Source organism: Hahella ganghwensis DSM 17046 (assembly GCF_000376785.1).
Lineage (GTDB): Bacteria > Pseudomonadota > Gammaproteobacteria > Pseudomonadales > Oleiphilaceae > Hahella > Hahella ganghwensis.
In genome coordinates this window covers 1-22,740 of the sequence record NZ_AQXX01000104.1, presented here as the reverse complement: position 1 = coordinate 22,740, position 22,740 = coordinate 1, and the positions used below count along the sequence as shown (strand labels likewise).

Sequence of the window (22,740 nt, the reverse complement as noted above, 5' to 3'; positions counted from 1 at the left end):
TTACAAAAGTAAATGAGCATTTTGAGACAGTTTTTAATACCGCAGCCGCAACGCAGGTAGTTTTTCAAGGGCCCGCTAAGCGTTTTACCGTTACCATGAACCAGTAAATCAGCCACGGATTTCAATGGGATCTCTTCAAGCCGTACTCCGCACACTCGTTTACATCCTGCTTCCACTGGTTGTCGCGGGGGGACTGATTGGTGATTACTTTCACCGAAAGGCACAGCATCAGGCAGAAGTAAGAGCGATGCTGAAGCATCTTGGGGAAGACCTGTCACATAAAGTTTCTGTCTATGAGAAGCACCATAATCTGATCACTGGCCTCTTCGCAGAAACGCTGAACGATACCAAAGGCATTTCCAGCTTCCAGCTACCGGGAATGTTAATTCAGAACCAGACCGATAACACTTTAAGTGCAGACATTCCCAATTCTGTACACCCTCAGGCCAAATTAGTCATTTCTGGCGACTTTGAAGGACGCAGCAAAGGTTTCTATCGCGAAATAAACACCGCTCTGGCTCTGACTGACGCTCTGAACAGCTCTATCAAGTCACTGACCAGCCTGTCGCGAGCCTATTACTTCTCCAGGGAAGAATTCATTTACACGTTACCAGCAAGCGCCTCGAAACTGCCCTCAACCAAGGGTGACTCTCTGGTTCATGCCTTCTACGACTTGGCTCGTCCCTATCAAAACCCGCGACATATATTATTTTGGACCCAAACCAGCATTGACGTGGAGAAAAGCCGACTGCTTGCCACCATGGTGAAACCAGTCTACAACCAGCAATCCTTGCAAGGTCTGTTGGCAATGGAGGTCAATGTCACACATCTCATCCAGCAGATGCCGGGAAATATCGGAGGGACTGGCGCTTTACTGCTGGTCGATAACGGTAATCTGATACTCAACAATTCCATATACAAAACTGGCAGCGCCTCACAAAACCTGAGCTTTATCGATCTTTTGCCTGAAAGCGTCGCCAACTTCGTCAATCACCCATTTGATATTCCAGACAATGATTTCACTTCAATCAAGAATGTGTATGTCGTTCGTGAAAGCCTGGAAGGTCCACCCTGGCATATGGTCCTGGTGCTGCCGAAATCAGAGCTATCGTGGTCGGTACTGAAATCCATGTGGCAAGATATTCTCACCGGCCTCCTAATGTTGATGATGGGTCTGTTAGTCTATCGACACTGGAGCTCTCGGCAGGCACTGCAGGTGAGTCAGCACCATCACTATGCCATTTTTGAACAATCCACCGCGCCTCAGCTAATCGTGGACGAAGACGGCATCCGTATACTCAGAGCCAATCAGGCTGCCTGCGACCTATTCGGCTTTACCCGACAAATGCTTGAAGACATTCCACTGACAAATCTGATTATTGGCAACGCCAGCGCGCAGGAACTCTCCAACAGCCTGAGCGAAAAAGGCCTGAGTATTACCAAATGCCGAGTGGCTGATGGCGAAGAACGGGATATTGAGATCTACAAATCAACCATGCAGGCCGATGAGGACATTTACTTCTATCTGGTCATTCATGACATTTCCGAGCGCGTAAAAACCGAGCAGCATGTGCGCTTCCAGGCTTACTTTGATCCGCTGACACAGTTACCCAACCGCAATCATCTGTTTGAGCATTTGCGTCAACTGATTGCCTCGCACCGTCGTGAAGACCAATACTTTGCGCTCTTGTTTATTGACCTGGACCATTTCAAACAGGTCAACGATAACCTCGGTCATGAGGCTGGGGACAAAGTCCTCCAGCATGTCGCTCATCGCTTGCGGGACAGATTAAGAGAAAGCGACCTGTTGTCCCGGCTGGGCGGGGATGAATTTACAGTCGTGCTACCTCATCTGCGAAATGAAATGGATGCCAGTCATGTGGCACGAACACTGATCAATCAACTTCACGAACCCTTCACAATCGACAGTTATGAGGTCGTTCTGGGGGCAAGCATTGGTATCACCCTCTTTCCAAGAGATGGCGTAGACCCCAGCAGTTTGCTGAAACACTCAGACATCGCCATGTATAAGGCCAAAGATAACGGTCGGAATCAGTTCCGGTTCTTCGAAGATCAGATGAACCGTGAAGCCAAACACCGGGGCTTGCTTGAAATCGATATTCAAAAAGCAGTACAAAATCAACAGCTAATGCTGGAATACCAGCCGATTATTGAAGCCGCGAGCGGTCAACTGGTGGGAGTTGAAGCCCTCATTCGCTGGAATCACCCTCGACTGGGCGTCCTCAAACCAGAGGACTTCATATTAGTCGCGGAAGACACAGGGCATATCGTGGCGATCGGCGACTGGGTACTGAAGCAGACTCATCAACTCTATCAAAGCATATTGGCCCAGTTATCAGATGATGAAAATATTCCCTTTATCTCCATCAATATTTCCAGACGCCAGCTTATGCACGAACATCACCTGAAACACTGGAAGCAAATTCTCGACCTGAATGACCGCTTCGCGGAGTTCGTTCTGCTGGATATGACCGAAACCACCTTGACCTCTCAGATCTGGGATGAGCGGTTTGGCCTGAATAGTTTATTGGCTTTAGGGCCACGAATATGCCTGGACGATTTCGGACAGAACACAAGCTCTCTGAGAGTGCTTCGCCAGTACCCAATTTCCATGCTGAAAGTTGATAAGGCACTGATCAAAAATATCTTAAGCACCAAAACGGATGCGGCATTTTGCCGCGCCATCATCTCCCTGGCCAAAAACATGGATATCCGGGTATCCGCCGAAGGTGTCGAAAGTAAAGACCAGTTGGAGTGGCTTCGTGAAGCCGGCTGCGACTATGTTCAGGGGTACTATGTCGGTGAGGAGTTGTCTGGCGAGGATATCTTGTCTTATCTGGATAAGCAGACGGCTTGATGCTATCTGTTGACCTCTTCACTCGCCTTCTTTTCTGTCTCTTTCCAATCTCCGCCTGGACCATGGAATTTGAGAAATAATCCACTGACACTTATCACTTTTCCGTTTGGACATATTACAATGTGGCAGCCAAATCCACTTGATCCACTTAAGGATACTTCGTGCGGACAATCCGAATTTACTGCCCTCAGCCACTTGAGGCTGGTACGACGATCAGTGCCGGTCCTGATATCGCCAACTATGTGGGACGTGTATTAAGACTCAAAACTGGCGATCAGATACAGCTATTCAACGGCGAAGGATATGATGTCAGAGCGACCATTCAGCAACTCGAAAGGAAAGATGCCAGCCTGTATCTGGAAGAGCGCATCTCACTGGACACTGAATCCAATCTGAAAGTGACACTCGGACAGGTCATCTCCAGGGGAGACCGCATGGATTACGCGGTTCAAAAAGCCGTTGAGCTGGGCGTCAACATGATTGCTCCACTAACCAGTGAACGCTGTGAAGTGAGGCTGGATGACAACCGCAAAGAAAAGCGTCGAAGTCATTGGCAGCAGGTCGTTATCAGCGCCTGTGAACAATCCGGTCGTGCCGTGGTGCCGGAAGTCACAGAGGTACAACAGGTGGAAAGCTGGCTTCAGTCAATCCAGGCTGATCTCAAACTGATTCTGCATCCGTATGATCATCCTGAAGGTAATAAACCTGAACATGTCACATCATTATGGCAGGATAACAATCAGGATCCTGAAACCATTGCCCTGCTGATAGGACCAGAAGGCGGGTTTGCTGAAGCAGAAGTTGCTCTGGCTGAGACTCACGGGTTTAGAAGGTTATGTTTGGGCCCGCGGGTGCTGCGCACAGAAACCGCGCCGATTGTCGGGATTTCCTATCTTCAGTGTACCTGGGGGGATTTCAAATAATATAGGCAGTGAGCCAGCATCAAACAGGATCTACATGATAAAAAATAATGCCAAGCACTTTCTTGTCATCGGAATCGTCGGCCTGACGATTTTGCTGATCACCTACCTTGTATCCTCCAGACCGACTCCTCCGGTCAAACCCAAACAGGAAACGGTCTGGACCGTCGATACAGAGCGCTTATCGCGGGTCGACCGCTCACCAGAGCTGGACCTGATCGGCGAAGTGGAGTCCACCCAACAGGCGCTGATCACCAGCCGCAGCAATACGACGGTCACAGCGACCCCATTTCTGGCCGGCCGGGATTTCCGGCAAGGCGATATTCTTGTACGCCTGGATGATGTTGAAGTCGGTGCAAGCCTGATTCAACGTCAGGCAGACGTCCAGGAACTCAAAGCCGCCATTGCCGAGGCCAGAGCCCGTCATCAGGCGAACCTGGAAACACTTGAGACCGAAGAGACATTGCTTTCCCTCACCCGTAAAGCCTACGAACGACAACAGCGTCTGATGAAAAACCAGGTGACTTCTGAAGAACGTTCAGACACGGCCTTAAGCGCCCTGCACCAGCAGGAGCTGGCAGTGACCAACCGCCGACTCAGCGTTAATAACTTCATCAATTCACTGGCACAACTGGAAGCCCGCCTCAAACGTGCTGAGGCGCAACTGACGCTGGCACAGCTGGATATGGCACAGACTGCCTTGAAAGCCCCTTTTGACGGCAGGGTTGTGACGATGCGGGTCGCGACAGGAGAAAGGGTTCGCCCCGGTGACCCTCTGATAGAACTGGTGGCATCAGACAGTCTTGAAGTCAGAGCGCAGATTCCTGACAAATGGGTTCCACAAATTCGTAACATGGTAAATCAGAATAGTCAGGTGTCTGCCTATGCCATAATCTATGGCGAACAGGTGGAGTTGAAATTGAGCCGTATCGCTGCAGCAGCGAATCCTGCAACCGGGGGGATCGACATCTACCTTAGTCCGGTGAGTAATACGCAGCTTCCTCTTGGCAAGCCGATTGATCTGCACGTTAAGCTGCCCTATCAGGAAGATGCCTTTACCGTTCCATTAAGCGCCATTTATGGCGACAACCGAATATTTGTCGTAAATGCAGAATCGCGCCTGCAGGCAACCACTATTCAGCGCCTGGGCCGCTACCGTGATGAAAGCGGCAAGGAACGGGTTATCTTCACCGGGCCAGAACTGAAAAACGGACAAGCAGTCGTCATCACACAATTGCCCAAAGCGGTCACCGGCCTGAAAATCAGGTCCCGGCAGGAAGCAGCAAAGCCCACAACATCATCCATCAACGAACCACAGGGATAACCGGCATATGAATCTGGATGATGCAGGGAAACATCAGTCTGACCTGATCGGTCGCTTTGCCCAACACAAAGTGGCAGCTAATCTGCTGATGCTGATCATGCTGATATCTGGCATCATCGGCCTCCTCAAACTCAATACACAGTTTCTGCCTAACTTCGCGCTGGATTTCATCACTGTCAGGGTCATCTGGCCCGGAGCTGCGGCGGAAGATGTCGCCACCTCGATTACCACGCCACTGGAACAGGAACTCAGAGACCTGGACTCCATAAAGGAAATGCGCTCCACTTCCACCCGCGGTGTTTCCCTCATCGTGTTGGAGTATGAAGAAGGCAGCGACATGAGTCTGGCACTGGATCAGGTCAAGGAGAGGGTCAGTGTTGTTCGCAATCTCCCTTCGGATTCAGAAGACCCGCAGATCAGTAAAGTCACGCGTTATGAAGATGTTGCGCAACTGGTAGTAACCTCTTCAGAATCCCTCTTTGAACTACGGTCTCTGGTACGCGAGTTTGAGCGTGAGCTACTCGATCAGGGTATCGCCAAAATCAACTTTGTCGGACTGCCTGAAGAAGAAATTGCCATCCAGGTACCCAGTACACAGCTTCATGCCCTGAAGCGCTCCTTGCCGGAGCTCGGCGCCCTGATTACTGCCCAAAGTCAGGATATCCCCGCCGGTACCACCGGACGCAAAGAATCCGAACGTGAACTACGAAGTCTGCAGAAACAGACCGATGAAGATGGATTTCGTCGACTTGCCATACTGACGACTGCAACAGGACTGCAACTCAGGCTTGGTGATATAGCCAATATTGAACGACGCCCCCAGGATCAGACTGTCGAGGTTTTCTACAAAGGGGAGCCAGCGATACTGATGCAGATCAAGCGGACAGAGAGCGCTGATACCCTGGAAATGGCAGATATCTTTAACCGCTGGCTGGAGGACACCCGCCCCACTCTACCTCCCTCTGTGCAGTTGCATCCGGTCAGTGAAGCCTATGTCCTCATTGAGGACAGAATTAGCCTTCTGTTAAAAAACGGACTCGGCGGTCTGGTACTGGTGGTCGGCATCCTGTTTATATTTCTGAATGGTCGAGTCGCTTTCTGGGTGGCTCTGGGTATTCCGGTTTCCTTCATGGGAACTCTAGCGGTGATGTATCTGGCGGGCGGCAGCATCAATATGGTCAGCCTGTTTGCCCTGATTATGGCGCTCGGCATCATTGTCGACGATGCCATTGTCGTGGGGGAGGATGCCCTCACCCACTACAACAGTGGCGAGAATTCCCTCAGGGCCGCTGAGGGTGGTGCTCGCAGGATGTTCGTTCCGGTCATGTCGTCGTCACTCACGACGATTGCGGCGTTTTTACCGCTGATGATCATTGGCGGCATTATTGGCAATATCCTGGTAGCCATTCCCATTGTCATTATCTGTGTCATTATTGCCTCACTCATAGAGAGCTTTCTGGTACTTCCAGGTCACCTGCGCCACAGCTTTCATCGAAATCACCACAAAAAGCCCGGCCCCTTCCGCCAGAAACTTGATGATTGGTTCAATAATATCCGGGATCGGCGTTTCCGACCGCTGGTCACAGTGGCACTGAATAACAGGTTATATACACTTATCCTGGTGTTTTGCCTGTTTGCATTTGCTTTGTCGTTACTTATTAGTGGTCGTTTACAGTTCACTTTTTTCCCGACGCCCGAGAACACTTTCCTGATTGGCAGCGTTAAATTTGCCGCCGGGACGCCAGCAGAAAAAGTGGAAGCCTATGCCCACAGGATGGAAGAGGCGCTTTGGGAAACCAATGAAACTCTGAAGGAAAACGAGACTGATCTGGTGCTGCACTCCCTGGTCCGGATTAATACCGGCAGTTTTGATGGTGGTCAGAACTTTCAAAGTGGTGACCAGTATGCGACGGTACAGGCTGAACTGGCCTCCCCAGACCAACGAAATATCCGCAACTATGACATCGTAAAAACCTGGGAATCCAAACTCCCCTCAATTGATGGTATCGAACAGCTATCCATTACCAGCCCTCGCGGAGGTCCTCCGGGCAAAGATATTGACGTATTCCTTCGTAACGCCGCACCAGACCGTCTGAAAGCAGCCGCAGAGGAAGTCATGACAGCTCTTCGAACCTTTGAGGGGGCGAGTAATATCCAGGATGATTTGCCCTACGGTAAACAGCAGTTCATCTATAAGCTGACTCCCACGGGGCAGGCGCTGGGGCTTAGCGTAGCGGATGTGGGCAGACAGCTTCGCGCGGCATTCGACGGTCAGTTACTGCAGATCATCAATGAAAATGAAGACGAAATCGAAGTCCGCATCGTGTTGCCGGACACTGAAAGAGACCATCAGAGCGCTTTGACCAGTTTCCCTATTATCACCCCACAGCGGGAGGTCGTGCTTCTTGAAAATGTGATCGAGTTGGAGTCCCGCAGAGGCCTGGAACTTCTTCGTCATACCGACGGAAAGCTCGGCATTCATGTGACAGCGGAAGTGGACGCCAGCATCACCAACGCCAATACCGTCCTGGACGAACTGGACACCTCCGTTATGCGGGCGATCGCCAATAACTACGGACTGGTGTATGAATTCAAGGGGAAAGCAGAAGAACAGCGGGATACTGGTCTGGACATGATGTTCGGCGCGGTGATCGGTATTTCTCTGATATATGTGATTCTGGCATGGGTATTTGCCTCTTACTTCTGGCCGCTCGCCGTTATGGCCGCAATCCCCTTCGGGCTCACCGGAGCCATTATAGGCCACTGGCTGATGGGGCTGGACCTCACCATTCTTTCTTTGTTCGGATTCTTTGGCCTTTCCGGGATTGTGGTGAATGACTCCATAATTCTGGTCACCTTCTATCAGGACCAGAGACAGAAGGGAATGCCCCGAACCCAGGCGCTGATAGAAGCCTCCTGCCAACGTCTCAGAGCCGTGCTGTTAACTTCTCTGACCACTATCGCCGGCTTGCTGCCGCTATTGTTTGAAACCAGCCTTCAGGCACAGTTCCTGATTCCTATGGCGGTCAGTATTTCCTTCGGGCTCGCGTTTGCCACCATTCTGGTATTGGTCGTGATCCCGGTCATACTGTCATTAATCGAGGGCATTATTGAGCGCAGCCAGAAATGGTGGAAAACAGCTCCCCCCTCAGAAGCCACTTAAACAGTATCCCATCCTATCCAGCCTGTGGATAACTTTGTGGAAAATTAAGCGCCAAGCCTGTTCTGGCGCTATTTTTGCGAAGCAGATTTAGATTCTCGTGAAAACAGGTTGCTTCGACATTCGAAAAATCAATAGGTTATTACCTCTCTGAGTCACCCACTATGGGTGTAACAGAAATTTGACACTATTCGGGATCGCACAATTAGTGTGCATAACCTATGTCATTTTCATGACAATTCCAGGCTGATAAATCTGTCAACAAAGTGGAGCCCGCTTCATGGACTGGCTATCCAACCCTGATATCTGGAAATACGGCAGTATTCCTCTAATCGCAGCATTCATCGGCTGGAGCACCAACTGGCTGGCCATCAAACTCACCTTTTACCCTCTCGAGTTCACCGGACTCAAACCTATTTTCGGATGGCAGGGCATTATCCCCTCCAAAGCCGAAAGAATGGCAGTGATCAGTGTCGATTCCACCATCTCCAGAATAGGCACGGTTCAGGAAGTGTTTGAACAAATTGATCCCTCCGTGCTTGCTGAACACATCGTCGCCACCGTCCTGCCCAGAATTGAGGAATATGTGGATGAATTCATGCTGAGCGAGCACCCAACACTTTGGGAGAACCTGCCAACCAGTATGAAGTCCATGGTCTACTCCCGGGTGCGGAAAAGTGCACCTTCCTTAATTGACAAATTGGTGGAGGACATTGGCGAACAGGTGGAAGACCTGCTGGATATCAAAGATATGGTTACCCGGCAGTTAGTGGCAGACAAACATCTACTGAATCGTATTTTTCTCGAATGCGGCGATGCGGAATTCCGCTTCATCATCAACAGTGGACTGGGGTTTGGTTTGCTATTCGGCATGCTGCAAATGGGGCTATGGGCGCTCTTCCCCAATCTTTGGGTATTGCCTGTATGCGGTTTCCTGGTAGGTTGGGCCACGAACTGGATTGCTCTGAACGTAATATTTCGCCCTCTGCACCCGATAAAGATCGGCCCTATTCGTCTCCATGGGCTATTCCTCAAGCGCCAGAAGGAAGTGGCCGGTTCTTTCTGTGGTATTGTCACCCACGAAATTCTGACGGTCGGCCGTATCGTAAATGCCATGTTAAATGGTCCCCAAAGTGCCAGAACCAGAAGTCTTATCAAGAAACACGTTAAACCCATAGTCGATGATACCGTCGGTATCAGCAAACCCCTCACCCAGATTGCACTGGGGCCCAAGAAATTTGCAGACCTTAAGATGAAAGTCGGCGACAGAGCCGTTGAGATTTCATCTGAGATGTTGAATGACCCGATGTTCAACCAAGAACGGGCAGAAGCTGTTGAGCGTATTATGCGAGCCAGGATGGAAGCGCTGTCTCCCGGAGAGTTCCAAGACCTTCTCCGGCCCTGCTTTCAAGAAGATGAAATCAAGCTTATTGCTATCGGTGGCGTCCTTGGCGCACTGGCTGGGTTGCTACAACTGATTTTTATTTTCGACTGGACGTTCTGAAGCCATTCAGGGCGTCTTCTCTCAAGTACCTTCTCTATCAAAGTACTTTTTATTAGAAACCCGACAGACAGAAGTCCGGGGGGCGAAATGTTAAAGCTATTTAAGCATTAACCGTTCAGGGGCTTCTAACAGCCGCTCAGTAATGATCACTTTTTACGCACCGTCTAAGTCTGCTAAGCTATAAGCGTTCAATTTTTAATCAAAAAGTAACCGTTTATCGGGAAAATAGACCATAAGGACTATAACTTTTGAATATTTTTTGACATTTTTTTGCACATAGATAGAATTGACAAAAACGTAACAGAGTGTTAACAGGATGACCTCAATGTATCACCAAAGTCGGCTGGGTCGGGATGAAACTTCCCGTGAGCGTTTGGAAAAGCAATTGTTCAAGGATGTTCAGCGTCTCATTCGCTATCTGGACAGCCGCAAACAGCTTTCGTCTATAGAGAGTAATCTGACAGCAGATTATGAGCGCATGATTCTTGAGCGCTGCGAAGTGTTGGGCGAAATTTCCAGGCGCTGATCTTTACAGAGACCCCTCCTCGTCATCTTGCAGGGACGTCCTTTTTAGATCACCGTAGACTTTGATCACCGCAGGGAGGCGATGATAATCATCTCTCTCCATTTTTTATGTCAGTCGATCGTTCAATGAACGACTCAGCTGTCAGTTCCCTTGTTCGATCCCTGTCATCTTCATCCCACGTACACAGTCGCTAAATCAGCTTTTCATTCTGCAAAAAAGTTGGCACGCTTAACGAAGCCTTCCAAACAAAAACAGGGTTTCATTAAGGACTCAAAATGCAGCGCATCATAAGACGCACTATTCTGACGCTATTTATTGTATTGGTTAGCCTTTTACTGATTATCTGGGGACTGACCCCCATCATAGCCAAGTCAGTACTGGAAGACTTTTTTGCAGAACATGGTGCCACATTCAGTGCCGAATCCCTGACCCTGAATCCTTTTACGACGACTGTCGGTGCTGAAGAACTGAAAGTCACTCTGGATAATAATCTTGAATTTAAGCTGGACGGCTTCAGGCTGACATTGTCACTGCTGCCTTTATTTGAAAAAAATGTTGTCGTGGATCTGATTGAGATCAACGGATTACATCTGGACATCACCCAACTGTCAGACGGCTGGCAGATCGCCGGGGTCAAAGTGAACGATCAGGCATCTGTCGAAGAGGAAAGCGCTCCGGATAATTCTGAGGCAGAGCCCTGGAATATTCTTCTGCCTTCTATCCTTTTCACCGACAGCCAGATCAATATTACCCGGCTGGGAGCAGATGCAAGCGATACGCAATTGCATGACGAACTGACACTTAATGAAGTCAGAGTGAATAACATCGAGGGTCAGGGACTTAACTGGAAAGGGAATGCGTCTTTATCAGCGATTGTGAATGGCGCCACCCTGGACCTGGGCTCATCTTTTCGCTACGAACCGGAACAGTTACTGATCTGGCTGGATATAAAACTCCTGACCGCCAGTCTTGAACAATTCTCCCATTATGTCCCTTCCCCTATGAATCAGGGCAATGTGAACCTGACATTGGTAGGTGAGGTGGTCGTCAATCAAAAACCTGACAACCTGGTTGTGACGGCAACAACCAAACAGTTTGACCTTGACCGTTTATCTCTCCCAGCCGCGGACCTTGCCATCGAAAGTGAACGAACTCAACTTGGACTTAATTCTCTTCAACTGAAAGTGCCCAACGAGGGTGACATTGCTCTGGTACTCGAGGGCAGCCTGAATAGTCTTAATAGCCGCATAAGTGACCTGTCCGGTAAGAATCTGCTGGCTTCCTGGGATTCACTTGAAATATCACCGCTACAAACCTCCGCATTCGGGTCAGACTTTAACCTGTCCATCGGTCAGGTCAGCAGCAGTGGGCTCACAGTCTCACAAACCAGTCATGAGAGTGGCCAGTTGCCGGCTCTGTTGCAAATTGGCAGTCTGATCGTTGAGAAAATAGATGTCTCAGGAGAAGGTGCGGAAATCAACCAGATTCGACTGAGCGATCTTAATTCCCAGATTTTGCTCGACCAGGAACGCCGGGTAACCACTCTGGTGACCTTCGACCCGAAACCGGAAACAGCGACCAGCCAAGAAGCTGAGGAACAAACAACTGACGGGCAGACAGAGGGTGAACAACCTCAAGAGGTTCCCTCCGAGTCAATAGAACCAGAGACAGCTTCTTCACCTTTCTTCGTGATACTTCAGCAGCTATCAGTGGACGGCGAATCCAGCGTCCATGTGACTGATGCCGGAGTCACTCCTTCATTGGAACAGACGCTGTTCATCAATTCCCTGCTGGTCGAAGGCGTTAATACCCGCGATCCCCAGCAGGCGATACACGTTGTACTGGACGGCAGAACCAGCAAATATTCTGCTATTAAAACAGATACACGCTTATATCCATTTGCGGAAAAGCTCAGCCTGGACACCCGTACTGAAATTACTGAAGCCGAACTTCCGCCATTCTCACCCTATGTATCCAACGCTCTGGGCTATGACATTGAAAGCGGGCAATTGGACATGAATGTGGTCATGACGATCGATCAGGGAATCCTTGACGGAAAAACTCTGTTGACCATGCGGGAATTCGATTTGAGTGGCAGTAAAGTCCAGCAAAGCACAACCGCTGATGCAGGAGCAATCCCCCTGAACGTTGCTGTGGGAATGTTGAAGGATGGGCAGGACAATATCGATCTGGAAGTCCCCATGACTGGAAACATTGACGACCCGGAGTTCGGCTGGGGTAGCTTCCTGAGTATCATATTCAAAAAAGCACTGTTTAAGGCCACGACGACTTATGTCATGCAGACCTTCGTCCCCTATGCCAATGTGGTCAGCATTGCCCAGATTGCCGGCGAACAAATGCTGAAAGTCAGAGTCGAGCCCCTGGCGTTCCCCCCAATGCAAACCACCATTGCTGAAGATCAGGAGGCATTTCTTGAAGAGCTGGCCAAACTCCTCAAGGACAAAGAGGATGCCCAGCTCAAAGCCTGTCCTTACGCAACTGTCGCTGACCTTAACCTTGAGCAGATTCCGGAGGCACTCTCAGAGGAGCAACTCAAATCCCTCAAAGAAACTTCGACTGCCCGCGGCGAGGCGGTGAAGGATTTCCTGATAGACAGAGACATCAATTCCTCCAGAGTATTGCTGTGTGCTCCCGGTATTGATCAGGAAGCAGATGCCCAGCCAAGAATGGAGTTTGATCTATAGCTGGAACGGTTCTGGCTATCTCACGAAGAACGAACCCACTCGGCGAGTGTCATGTCTTCCAGAGTGTCGTTTAGCGACTTCTGTAGCCTGTCATACATCACCGTGACCTCATGATCTCGCTTGAGTGACGGAGGCAGCGGTGATTCAGCTGAGCGCAGAACTGTCAGGACTTCTCTCATCAACATTCTATCCAGGGACTTTGCAGGTAACAGCTCATCCTTATCAGTGCCGGAGAGTGCCAGCAGACCCGAGCGGGTCAACTTGTTGATCATCCGCTGTATCACCTCTGGTCCAACCGACAGATCAGACTCCATATCAGAAATTGAAATTCCTCCCCCCAGCTGATCAAAGTGCCGACACACCCGATACAGGATTGAAAGCCCGGTGCGCTCATCAACTTCTGCACTGGGCTTCTGCCTTGCATCCCGCGTGATCTGCATGGAATGCTGGGCATAGAAAGCCACGGAGGCTCCAATCAGCAGTATCAGCCAGGCCAGATATATCCAGATCAACAGAATAATGCCAACAGCAAACCCTGAATAAATAGCCGCATAATTGGTTGAACCGGCGACAATTTTGGTAAAGGCAAATCCAGCACTCTGCCAGATCACCCCCGCCACCAAACCACCGAAAAATGCATACTTCAAGCGGACTTTAGTGTTGGGAATAAAGACATAGAGAAAAGTAAACAGACCGATGATCATGAGGTATGGCGTCATGCGACTGAAGAACGAAAACAACCAGCCAAAAGGTTCCACGCTACGAAGCTGAACCACTACATCCGACCCTACAACCGTGGCCGTGGCCCCCAAAGCCGAAAACACCAATAGAGGACCAACCAGTATCACACTCAGGTAATTACTGAACCTCTGTGCAAGCGATCGGATATGTGTCACCCGCCAGATCTCATTGAAGGAGCGTTCAACTTTCTGAACCAGGGATATAACCGTATAAATCAGCAGACCCAGACCAACAGATCCCAACACCCCAACCTTGATATTGTCGACAAAGGACAGCACATTATCTACGACTTCAATCCCTTTATCCCCCAATGGGGCAAGCAGTTCCAATAACATGGGTTGTAACTGGCTGTGATGAACATTAAACCCCTTGAGTACCGAAAAACTGAGAGCCAGGAACGGAACAATAGACAGCAATGTCGTATAAACAAGGCTCATGGCATGCAGGGTGATGTGACCATTAACCAGATCCCGCACCACCGCAAACAGCACTCTGGCAATATGCCAGCCGACATTCAGCCATTTAGAATCATTGGCTGATTCGCGCTGCCACAACCATCTGTCAAACCGTGTTATCCAGTTTCCTGTGCTCGTTTCCGACATATCTTCCTCTATTTATTCGCCCCAAAGGGTCGCCACCAATCTCCGCGAGCCACCATGATTGCGGTGCTCCCCAAGGTAAATTCCCTGCCATGTTCCCAATGCCAGGCGTCCATCGGTCACAGGAACACTGATACTATGGCCAACTGTAACGGTTTTAATATGGGCTGGCATATCATCTGCACCTTCCAGAGTATGCTTATAGTATGGAGCATTTTCCGGAACTGTCTGGTTGAAATGCGATTCCATGTCGTCCCTTACCGTGGGATCAGCATTCTCGTTAATGGTCAGGGAGGCACTGGTATGCTGGATAAACAAATGCATAACCCCCACTTTTATCGATTCAATTTCCGGCAGATTCTGACACACCTCTCGAGTAACCAGATGAAACCCTCTGGTTTTTGGCTTTAAGCGAATCTCTTTTTGTATCCACATTCTTTTGGTATCCACATTCTTTTCTGAATCAGAAGGTGCCTTCTTTGAGCCCAACCAACACAGTTTTCATTGAGTTAAATACAGTCTCAATGGACTTAAACACTAGCATGCTCAACCACTCAGCCCTGGATGAACATGAACGTTGTGTCTTGTAACAACATTCGCAGCCCCAGGTGACTGTCCCACCGAAATTCTGGCATATTAGCGCTATTGCGCTCGACACTCCACGTGACATTTCAGGCAACCGACAAGGAAAGGAAACCCTTTGCAGAATTCTCCCCCTAACGTGAAAGCTGCCATCGACTATCTGTACCGGGCAGAATCCCGCCGGGTGTTGGCCACTCTTATCCGGGTACTGGGCCAATTTGAGCTTGCCGAAGAGGCTCTGCATGAGGCCTTTGCAGCAGCGGTCAAACAATGGCCGGAGGAAGGTATCCCATCTAACCCAAGGGCCTGGCTGGTGTCGACCGGACGCTTTAAGATTATCGACCGGCTCAGACGGGATGCCAGATTCGATGCCGCCCAGAATGACATTGCGGCCCAGTTGGAACAGGAATCAATCGACCCGGCAGATCAGACAGATGACCAGATTGACGATGATCGCCTCAGGCTGATTTTCATCTGCTGTCATCCCAGTCTTGCCCAGGAAGCCCAGGTCGCCATGACACTACGGGAGATTTGCGACCTGAGCACAGAGGAAATTGCCAGCGCTTTTCTGATCAAGCCTACAACCGTTGCGCAGCGCATTGTCAGGGCCAAAGCCAAAATCAAGAATGCCGGGATCCCCTACGAGGGGCCTCCTGCATCGGAGCTTCCCGCGCGACTGGAGTCGGTACTGCAGGTGGTTTACCTGATTTTCAACGAAGGCTATGCCGCGTCAACCGGGAATGACCTCCTGCGCCCGGATTTTACAGACGAGGCCATCCGCCTCGGTCAGTTGTTGAATCAACTGATTGATGATGCGGAGGTCAAGGGGCTGCTGGCCATGATGTTACTGCACAATGCCAGAAGAGACGCCCGCACAAATGAAGCAGGCGACCTGATACTCCTGGAGGATCAGGACAGAAACCTATGGGACAGAAACGCTATTGAGGAAGGGACTTCCCTGGTCCGGCAGGCTCTGACCGCAGAATCGGTCGGTACTTATACTCTGCAGGCAGCCATTGCCGCTGCTCACGCGAATGCCCGGACTTATAGGGACACGAACTGGAACGAAATCTGCGGACTATATACGTTCCTGCTACAGGCAACTCCCTCACCAGTGGTTGAATTGAATCGAGCCGTTGCTATTGCCATGCGAGACGGTCCCGAAGATGGGATCAAATTAATCAATGAGATTCTGCAGCGGGGGGAACTGACTCAATATCATCTGGCCTATGCGGCAAAGGCCGATCTTTACCGCCGCCTGGACAGAAATGAAGAAGCCAGGCGCTCTTATCTAGATGCCCTTGAACTTGCACAACAGGAGCCAGAACGTCGCTATCTTCAGGAACGAATAAACGAGCTCCCCCGATAAATGCATAAAGCATTCTGAAACGGAATCACCACTGTCGAATAGGCCGTTCACCATTCGACCAGGTTATACCCTAACCCAATAAGGAGAGATTAATGAAATACTTATGCCTGGTATATTATGACGAAACCCAAATGGCACAATTGAGTCAACAAGAGTGGGATGCGTTGAACAGGGAATGTATGTCCTGTGTGGAAGGTCTTCAGAACCAGGGACACTTTTTGGACGGAGCGCCCCTTCATCCCGTCGCCAGTGCGACAACCATTCGAATCAGGAATAATCAGGTCAGTACTATGGACGGCCCCTTTGCGGAAACCAAAGAGCAGTTGGCAGGCTACTACCTGCTGGAAGCAAAGGATCTGAACGAGGCTATTCAGCTGGCTGAGAGAATTCCACCGGCCCGCTATGGTTCAGTGGAAGTCAGGCCGGTTAGAGAACTCATGGCTGAAGGTAATGTCAGCTACGCCTGAAACTTTCCTGCGACAAGTCAATTTGGGCCAGCCCCAATTCAGGCCTGGACCGTGCCGCATTAAAGCGGCACTCGTGTCTGTTGGTGTTCGACAAAACGACGAATATTGTCTGCTGTCATATCTATCAGTCTCTGCCTGGCCTCACGACTGGCCCAGGCGCAGTGCGGCGTAACGATCAGATTGGGAATATCGCCCTGTAACAATGGGTTTCCCTCCACCGGCGGTTCTGTGGTCAGAACATCAAAGCCGGCACCGCCCAGCCTCCCCTCTTTTAACGCCTCAGCCAGCGCCTGTTCATTCACGAGGCCACCCCGTGCGGTATTAATCAATATCGCATCCGGCTTCATCATCGACAGGGTTTCGGCATTCAGCATGTTATGGGTTTCATCAGACAGCAAACAGTGCAGGCTCAGCACATCTACCTGTGGCAGCAGTTCATCCAGTGGAAGATATTCCACACCGTCATGGTGCCCCGTTTTCCCTCCCGGTCTGGCGCCAACCAGAACATCCATCCCGAAAGCAGGTGCCACCTTCGCAACCGCCTTGCCTAGCTCACCGAAGCCGATAATACCCATTTTCCTACCTGCCAGCTCGCGGATCGGAAAATCCATCAGGCAGAAAGTCTGACTCTGATGCCAGTGTCCATCCTCGACTGCATCCACATAGGAAAGCAGGTTATTCGACAATGCCAGCAACAAAGAATATACATGCTGGACAATCGTCGCTGTCCCGTAGTGGGCCACATTCCTGACCTCGATCCCGTGCTTTTCTGCAGCGGCCATATCAATGTTATTGGTCCCCGTCGCCGTCACCGCAATCAGCTTGAGCTGGGGGTTCTCGATCATATGACGTTCATTCAGTACGACCTTGTTAACGATGACCACGTCATACCCCTGTATGCGTTCATCTACCTGCTCTGGCGATGTGTGATTATGCTGCGTAAACTCAGGAACACTTTGCTCAATCGACTGCAAAGTGATTTCAGAACCCAAACTGTCGGCATCCAAAATAACCGCTTTCATTAAACATCTCCCAGTAACGTGTAACCTAAAATCTAACCCGGACTTACGAATACCCAATCGGCATTTATAGTTCTCATATTATGAAAACTGGCAATATGCGCACTACAATGGAATGAAGTGCAGCTTTGCTGATACCCAAATTTGCGCGGCAACCCCTGTTCCAGTTTGTCCCACCACCGTCATTGTACGTGGACTAGAAATGGTCAGAAGCGAGAAACATAATGTTCAATTTCTCTACCTGCATTGTCTGGTGGCACTACTTGGGCTGACATTACTCAGTGTTGCCATCACCGGCGACAATGCCAGAGCAGAAGCCAACTACGAAAGCATCGTCCTCTCACCGGATACCAAAGAAGTCAATATTGCGCCTTATCTTTGGTGGAGCCAGGATAAAGAAGCAAGCATACTCCTGGAAGACATCGTTTATCAAAGAGTTGCGCTGACCTGGCGTAAAGGTACCAGTGAAAACCCGAACTTCGGGCTGAACACACCACCCTATTGGTTTCGTCTGAATGTTACCAATCCGACAACCCGTGAATTTGAAAGATGGCTGGAAATACAATATCCGGTTCTTGATACGGTGGAAGTCTATCTGCTGACGGATGGTTACGTACTGGCCAGTTACCGCACCGGGGATGCCTTGCCCTTCAGCCACCGACCGGTGGCCAACCGGCATTTCGTATTTCCGTTAAAGTTTGGACCTCAGCAAAGCTACGAGATATTTATCAGAGTCAAAACTGAAGGTTCCATGCAATTACCAGCGGTGCTTTGGGAACCGCAATTATTTCTGGACGAGGATCAATGGTTACTGGCGGCTCAACTCCTGTTCACCGGCATTATGCTGGCAATGGCAGGGTATAACCTGATTCTCTGGATATTGATACGTGATTCGATATACGGCCTGTACGTGGCTTATGTCGTGTCCATTGCAATTGTCCAGCTTAGCCTGCACGGAACCTCTTATCAGTTTTTCTGGCCGGATTCACCAGGATGGAACCAGCACCAACTGATCTTTTTCATCGGCACCAGCATGATTTTCGCCAGTCTGTTTTCCTATCGCTATCTCGACCTCCACACCCAGCACAAAGGACTCGGCTACTTGATACTTTCTGGCGTAGTACTCGGGGTGGCCTCTTCTATCATGGCGTTGTCGGCACCTTATGTCATGGCCTTGAAGCTGGCAATGTTCACTGTATTTTTGCTGTCCATTATCCTTTTAGGCAGTGGAGCTTTTCTGTGGTGGCTTGGCACTAGCAATGCCCCTATTTTTACCATTGGCTGGGGAATATTCCTGATAGGCAACATTTCAATTGTTCTGACAAAAATAGCCGTACTTCCCAATTTGCATATTATTGAGTACGGACCTCAGATTGGCTCCACGGCTGAAGTATTTCTATTCTCTCTGGCATTGGCCCAGCGTATCAACCAGGAACGTAAACAACGACTTCTAATGCAGGAACGAGCTCTGCAATTGGAAAGAGAAGCACGTGAGGCACAGCAAGAAACGCTAGAGGTACAACAGCAGACCAACGAAGAACTCGAGCGGCGGGTAGCACTGCGCACCGAAGAGCTGAAAACCGCTCTGTCCACCCTTTCCCGGGTCAACTCACAGCTTCGGGAACTGGCCGTTCGCAATGAACTGACACAACTGTATTCCATGGATCAGTTCAGGCTTCATTTACAGGAAGAATGGAGCCGCTGTGCAAGGTCTGTCTCGTCACTGTCACTGGTCCTGATCAAAGTGGATAATTTTGAGCAGGTCAACAAAAACTATGGTCAGGTCGCCATTAAGTCCTATCTCAAAGAACTGGGAAAAAAACTTGAAGATCTCACGGAAAGAGCTGGCGACAGGGCTTACCGGCTAAGTGAGGACGAGTTTGCTCTGCTGCTGCCCCACAGCGCGATTGAGAATGCCTTACAGGTCGCCGAGCATGTTCGCAGCTATAGTGAGGCCAAGTTGATGGTGGTTGAAGGACATCGGTTTACAGTGACCCTCAGTATTGGTATCAGTAACGAGATCCCGGATATTTCCGATAGCATGGAAGGCATAATCCGCCGGGCCAGATCTGCGATTGAAACGGCACGCAATCAAGGTGGCAATGCTGTTCAGTTCTCTTTGGACAGCTGAGCTTCTCATCCATTTCTGTCGCGCTGTATGGAAGCTCAACTACCTCGATCAGCTTTCCAGCAGCCCTTTTAACATCACGCCGGTGATATCAATGGCGTTGGAGGGATGGGGAATGGTATTGCAACTGACGATTCTCTCGATTGGTGCCTGCTGCATGGCCTGCCAGGCATCATCAGCAAACAGAGCATGAACACCGATGCAGACAGGGGGATTCAATCCCATGGATACCATCTGTTCAGCCGCTTCAATCATGGTACGCCCGGTGGAAATAATATCATCCACCATAATCGGTGTGCGGCCTTTGAATTGGCTGAGATCACCAGCGTCAATGGACACATCCTTATCTCCGGCCCGGGTCTTATTGAATACCAGCTGTTCGCAGCCCGCCATCCTCGCGACGCTGGACACCCACTGGTCACTTTCACTGTCAGGCCCGACAATCACCCCTCCCGGTACCTCGCTTCTGATCCAGTGAGCTATGGATTCAGAAGCAGTCAATACCTGGCTCGACAAAGTGTAAATTTCATCCAGGGAATTATAACGATGTAAATGGGGGTCAATGGTAATCAGATGATCGAAACTGGCGGAAAGTATTCTGGCAAAATAACGGGATGTAATACCTTCACCGGGTTTAAACCGGATATCCTGACGCATATACGGAAGATACGGCGTCAATAACCGGATGTTACGCCATCCGAGATCCCTGAGAGTGTCTGCCAGAAACAGCAGCGACAATAGCTTGTCATCGGGAGAGGACAACTCGCAGAATATGGCAGCCTCCGCACCATCATTCGCATTAATATCACTATCAACCCGAATGTAGCTTTCACCATCGGGAAAGTGTCGAAGCTCAAACTCTCCGGCATTTATTCCGGGCTGAGCCAGTATTTGCCCGACGATAGGATGAGCCGGACTCAAATTAAACAACTCCATTACAGAATTTCCTCTTCAATACGGAATTCTTCCCTGTGTTCTTTCAGAAAATCCAAGGCGTAGGCCAATTCTCCATGAGACTCGGCATATAACGTATAGAGTGGCTGTCCAATAGAGATTTTTTCTCCCAGGCGAACATGCATATCCAAACCCGCACCAGAGTCTGTCGGCGCTCCGAGCAGCTTGGCCAGCTTGGCCATAAAGCGATTATTCATGAAGGTCAACAATCCACTGCGTACAGCTTTCACTACCTTGGTATGGCCTCCCAGTATGGGCTCTCGAAAACCACCCTGAGCCTCGCAGATGGCCATGAAACGCGCCAGCGCTTCGCCATTCTCAATATAAGCCCTGGCCTGTTCCCTTCCGCTGCCCGGCGCAGCCTTCCCTCCCATTTCCAGAAGTCGGCCGGCCAACGTCAAGGCACGGTCTTTCAAGTCCATCGGAGCATCTGTCTGGTTACGCAAAACCGCCAGCACATCTCTGGCTTCCAGCGCCGGACCGACCCCTCTGCCAACCGGCTGACTGCCGTCACTGAAACAGGTTTCAACACATATCCCCAGCTTTTCTCCGGTGTATTTCAATTGATCAGCCAAACGTTGGGCATAAGCTTCGCTACGTACCTTGGCAGTGGGGCCAATAGGAATATCGATCAATACATGTGTGGATCCGGCGGCCACTTTTTTGGACAAAACAGAAGCCACTAACTGACCTTCACTATCCAGATCGAGCGCTCTTTCGACCCGAATCAGGACATCATCAGCCGGGCTCAGACTAACCGAACCTCCCCAGGCGATACAGGCTCCCTGCTCTTTTACCACGTCTTTCATACGCTCTAACGAAAGATTAACTGGCGCCATGGTTTCCATGGTATCAGCAGTTCCCGCAGGAGACGTAATCGCTCTGGATGATGTCTTGGGCATTTTCAGACCCGACGCAGCCACAATCGCCACGACGATGGGCGTCGTTCGATTACCGGGTAGCCCGCCGACACAATGCTTATCCATAATACGGTCATCATCCCACTCGAGTCTTTCACCCACCTGCACCATCGCTTGAGTCAGTGCAGCCACCTCATCGCGATCCAGACGACTTCCGGAACAGGCAGTCACGAAAGCCGCCAGTTGCACGTCCGAATACAGACCGGCACTGATATCACTGATGATCGCCTGAGCTGTTTCATCGGTAAGACTGGTGCCGTATAGCTTGCCACGGACAAAGCTCATTGATTCCACAGGTTTGGTATGGCTGAAATAGGCCACCTCACCTTCACTGGCTCCCAATAGCCGCCAGGCAGCCTCGGACAACCCTGCCTGCTGGTGACTCAGCCAACCATCGGTGACTTTATTGACGGTGGCAATAATGCTCTTATTGCCGGTGCTCACCCGCACCCGCGACATGGCATTAAAACCTTCAGAGCGACACACGTGACAGTCCTGCCGCATGTATACAACCGGCTCCTGCAGCGTATCGATATAAACACGCCTCAAATATAAAAAATTATGCTGATCCATTCAGGTTCTGCCTAACGCTCAAAAGTCATTTTCACTTTCGGGTAAATGAGTGCTGACTGCAACACAGTTCAACCCTATTTTAGTCTATATCAACTATGCTAAGGAGAGTCTGAATAACCCCAAGGTTCTGAGGTAATTCAAACTCTCGACGATATATGGCCGAATATTCAGAGTGTTTTTCCGGCCATTTTGGATCTTCCCCCCCTGTGGGGCGTCATCTGGGCTCACTGCCCCTATACCTGCAGCTCTTTCCTTGCCATCAGCAGATTGCTGAAGGCCGCCAACAGATAGAGCCGGCTCTTGTTCTTGGCCAAGCCTCGATAGCGGACTTTGTCGTAACCAAACACCTGCTTGATGTATCTGAACGGGTG

General features: G+C 50.2%; 16 protein-coding genes. 10 read left to right on the top strand and 6 right to left on the bottom strand.

Going from position 1 to position 22,740, the window contains the following annotated elements; genetic code table 11:
* Window positions 1-124: 124 nt before the first annotated feature.
* The 7 genes from F566_RS0110485 (at window position 125) to F566_RS0110455 (ending at window position 13,017) form a co-directional block, all read left to right on the top strand.
* Window positions 125-2,878, top strand: a complete 2,754-nt coding sequence (locus F566_RS0110485) for a putative bifunctional diguanylate cyclase/phosphodiesterase (protein WP_020406946.1) — start codon at window positions 125-127, stop codon at window positions 2,876-2,878.
* Between the two features lie 161 nt (window positions 2,879-3,039).
* The gene (locus tag F566_RS0110480; RefSeq protein WP_020406945.1) at window positions 3,040-3,801 is read left to right on the top strand and encodes a 16S rRNA (uracil(1498)-N(3))-methyltransferase; all 762 of its coding nucleotides are present in this window, start codon (window positions 3,040-3,042) and stop codon (window positions 3,799-3,801) included.
* A gap of 34 nt (window positions 3,802-3,835) precedes the next feature.
* Entirely contained in the window at window positions 3,836-5,122 is a 1,287-nt protein-coding gene (locus F566_RS32555; protein WP_020406944.1) for an efflux RND transporter periplasmic adaptor subunit, read from the top strand.
* Window positions 5,123-5,129: 7 nt separating this feature from the next.
* The gene (locus F566_RS0110470; protein ID WP_020406943.1) at window positions 5,130-8,285 is read left to right on the top strand and encodes an efflux RND transporter permease subunit; all 3,156 of its coding nucleotides are present in this window, start codon (window positions 5,130-5,132) and stop codon (window positions 8,283-8,285) included.
* Between the two features lie 277 nt (window positions 8,286-8,562).
* Window positions 8,563-9,786 carry a DUF445 domain-containing protein gene (locus F566_RS0110465; protein ID WP_020406942.1) on the top strand — a complete coding sequence of 408 codons (1,224 nt, stop codon included), beginning with the start codon at window positions 8,563-8,565 and terminating at the stop codon, window positions 9,784-9,786.
* Between the two features lie 325 nt (window positions 9,787-10,111).
* Window positions 10,112-10,312, top strand: a complete 201-nt coding sequence (locus tag F566_RS0110460; RefSeq protein ID WP_020406941.1) for a hypothetical protein — start codon at window positions 10,112-10,114, stop codon at window positions 10,310-10,312.
* A 275-nt stretch (window positions 10,313-10,587) separates the two neighbouring features.
* A complete protein-coding gene (locus tag F566_RS0110455; RefSeq protein ID WP_020406940.1) occupies window positions 10,588-13,017 on the top strand; it encodes a DUF748 domain-containing protein in 2,430 nt (809 codons plus the stop codon).
* 20 nt (window positions 13,018-13,037) lie between these two features.
* Here F566_RS0110455 and F566_RS0110450 read toward each other — a convergent pair whose 3' ends face one another.
* Together F566_RS0110450 and F566_RS0110445 are read right to left on the bottom strand one after the other, a co-directional pair.
* Window positions 13,038-14,360, bottom strand: coding sequence for a YihY/virulence factor BrkB family protein (locus F566_RS0110450; RefSeq protein WP_020406939.1), 1,323 nt, complete (start codon window positions 14,358-14,360; stop codon window positions 13,038-13,040).
* Between the two features lie 12 nt (window positions 14,361-14,372).
* Window positions 14,373-14,792 carry a secondary thiamine-phosphate synthase enzyme YjbQ gene (locus F566_RS0110445; RefSeq protein WP_026179908.1) on the bottom strand — a complete coding sequence of 140 codons (420 nt, stop codon included), beginning with the start codon at window positions 14,790-14,792 and terminating at the stop codon, window positions 14,373-14,375.
* A 265-nt stretch (window positions 14,793-15,057) separates the two neighbouring features.
* On the opposite strand from F566_RS0110445, the gene F566_RS0110440 reads away from it, so the two are divergent.
* Window positions 15,058-16,308, top strand: a complete 1,251-nt coding sequence (locus F566_RS0110440) for an RNA polymerase sigma factor (protein WP_157496733.1) — start codon at window positions 15,058-15,060, stop codon at window positions 16,306-16,308.
* A 92-nt stretch (window positions 16,309-16,400) separates the two neighbouring features.
* Window positions 16,401-16,775, top strand: a complete 375-nt coding sequence (locus tag F566_RS0110435) for a YciI family protein (protein WP_020406936.1) — start codon at window positions 16,401-16,403, stop codon at window positions 16,773-16,775.
* A gap of 59 nt (window positions 16,776-16,834) precedes the next feature.
* On the opposite strand, the gene F566_RS0110430 is transcribed toward F566_RS0110435, so the two are convergent.
* Window positions 16,835-17,797 (bottom strand): D-2-hydroxyacid dehydrogenase, encoded by a 963-nt coding sequence (locus tag F566_RS0110430; protein WP_020406935.1) that lies wholly within the window; start codon window positions 17,795-17,797, stop codon window positions 16,835-16,837.
* A gap of 199 nt (window positions 17,798-17,996) precedes the next feature.
* On the opposite strand from F566_RS0110430, the gene F566_RS0110425 reads away from it, so the two are divergent.
* Window positions 17,997-19,925, top strand: coding sequence for a sensor domain-containing diguanylate cyclase (locus tag F566_RS0110425; RefSeq protein ID WP_020406934.1), 1,929 nt, complete (start codon window positions 17,997-17,999; stop codon window positions 19,923-19,925).
* A 48-nt stretch (window positions 19,926-19,973) separates the two neighbouring features.
* Here F566_RS0110425 and F566_RS0110420 read toward each other — a convergent pair whose 3' ends face one another.
* The 3 genes from F566_RS0110420 to F566_RS36890 form a co-directional block, all read right to left on the bottom strand.
* A complete protein-coding gene (locus F566_RS0110420; protein ID WP_020406933.1) occupies window positions 19,974-20,858 on the bottom strand; it encodes a ribose-phosphate pyrophosphokinase in 885 nt (294 codons plus the stop codon).
* Entirely contained in the window at window positions 20,858-22,369 is a 1,512-nt protein-coding gene (locus F566_RS0110415; protein WP_020406932.1) for a thymidine phosphorylase family protein, read from the bottom strand. The genes F566_RS0110420 and F566_RS0110415 overlap by 1 nt, the downstream gene beginning before the upstream one ends.
* A gap of 233 nt (window positions 22,370-22,602) precedes the next feature.
* The coding region (locus tag F566_RS36890) for a transposase (RefSeq protein ID WP_020405375.1) at window positions 22,603-22,740 on the bottom strand (138 nt) is incomplete at its 5' end.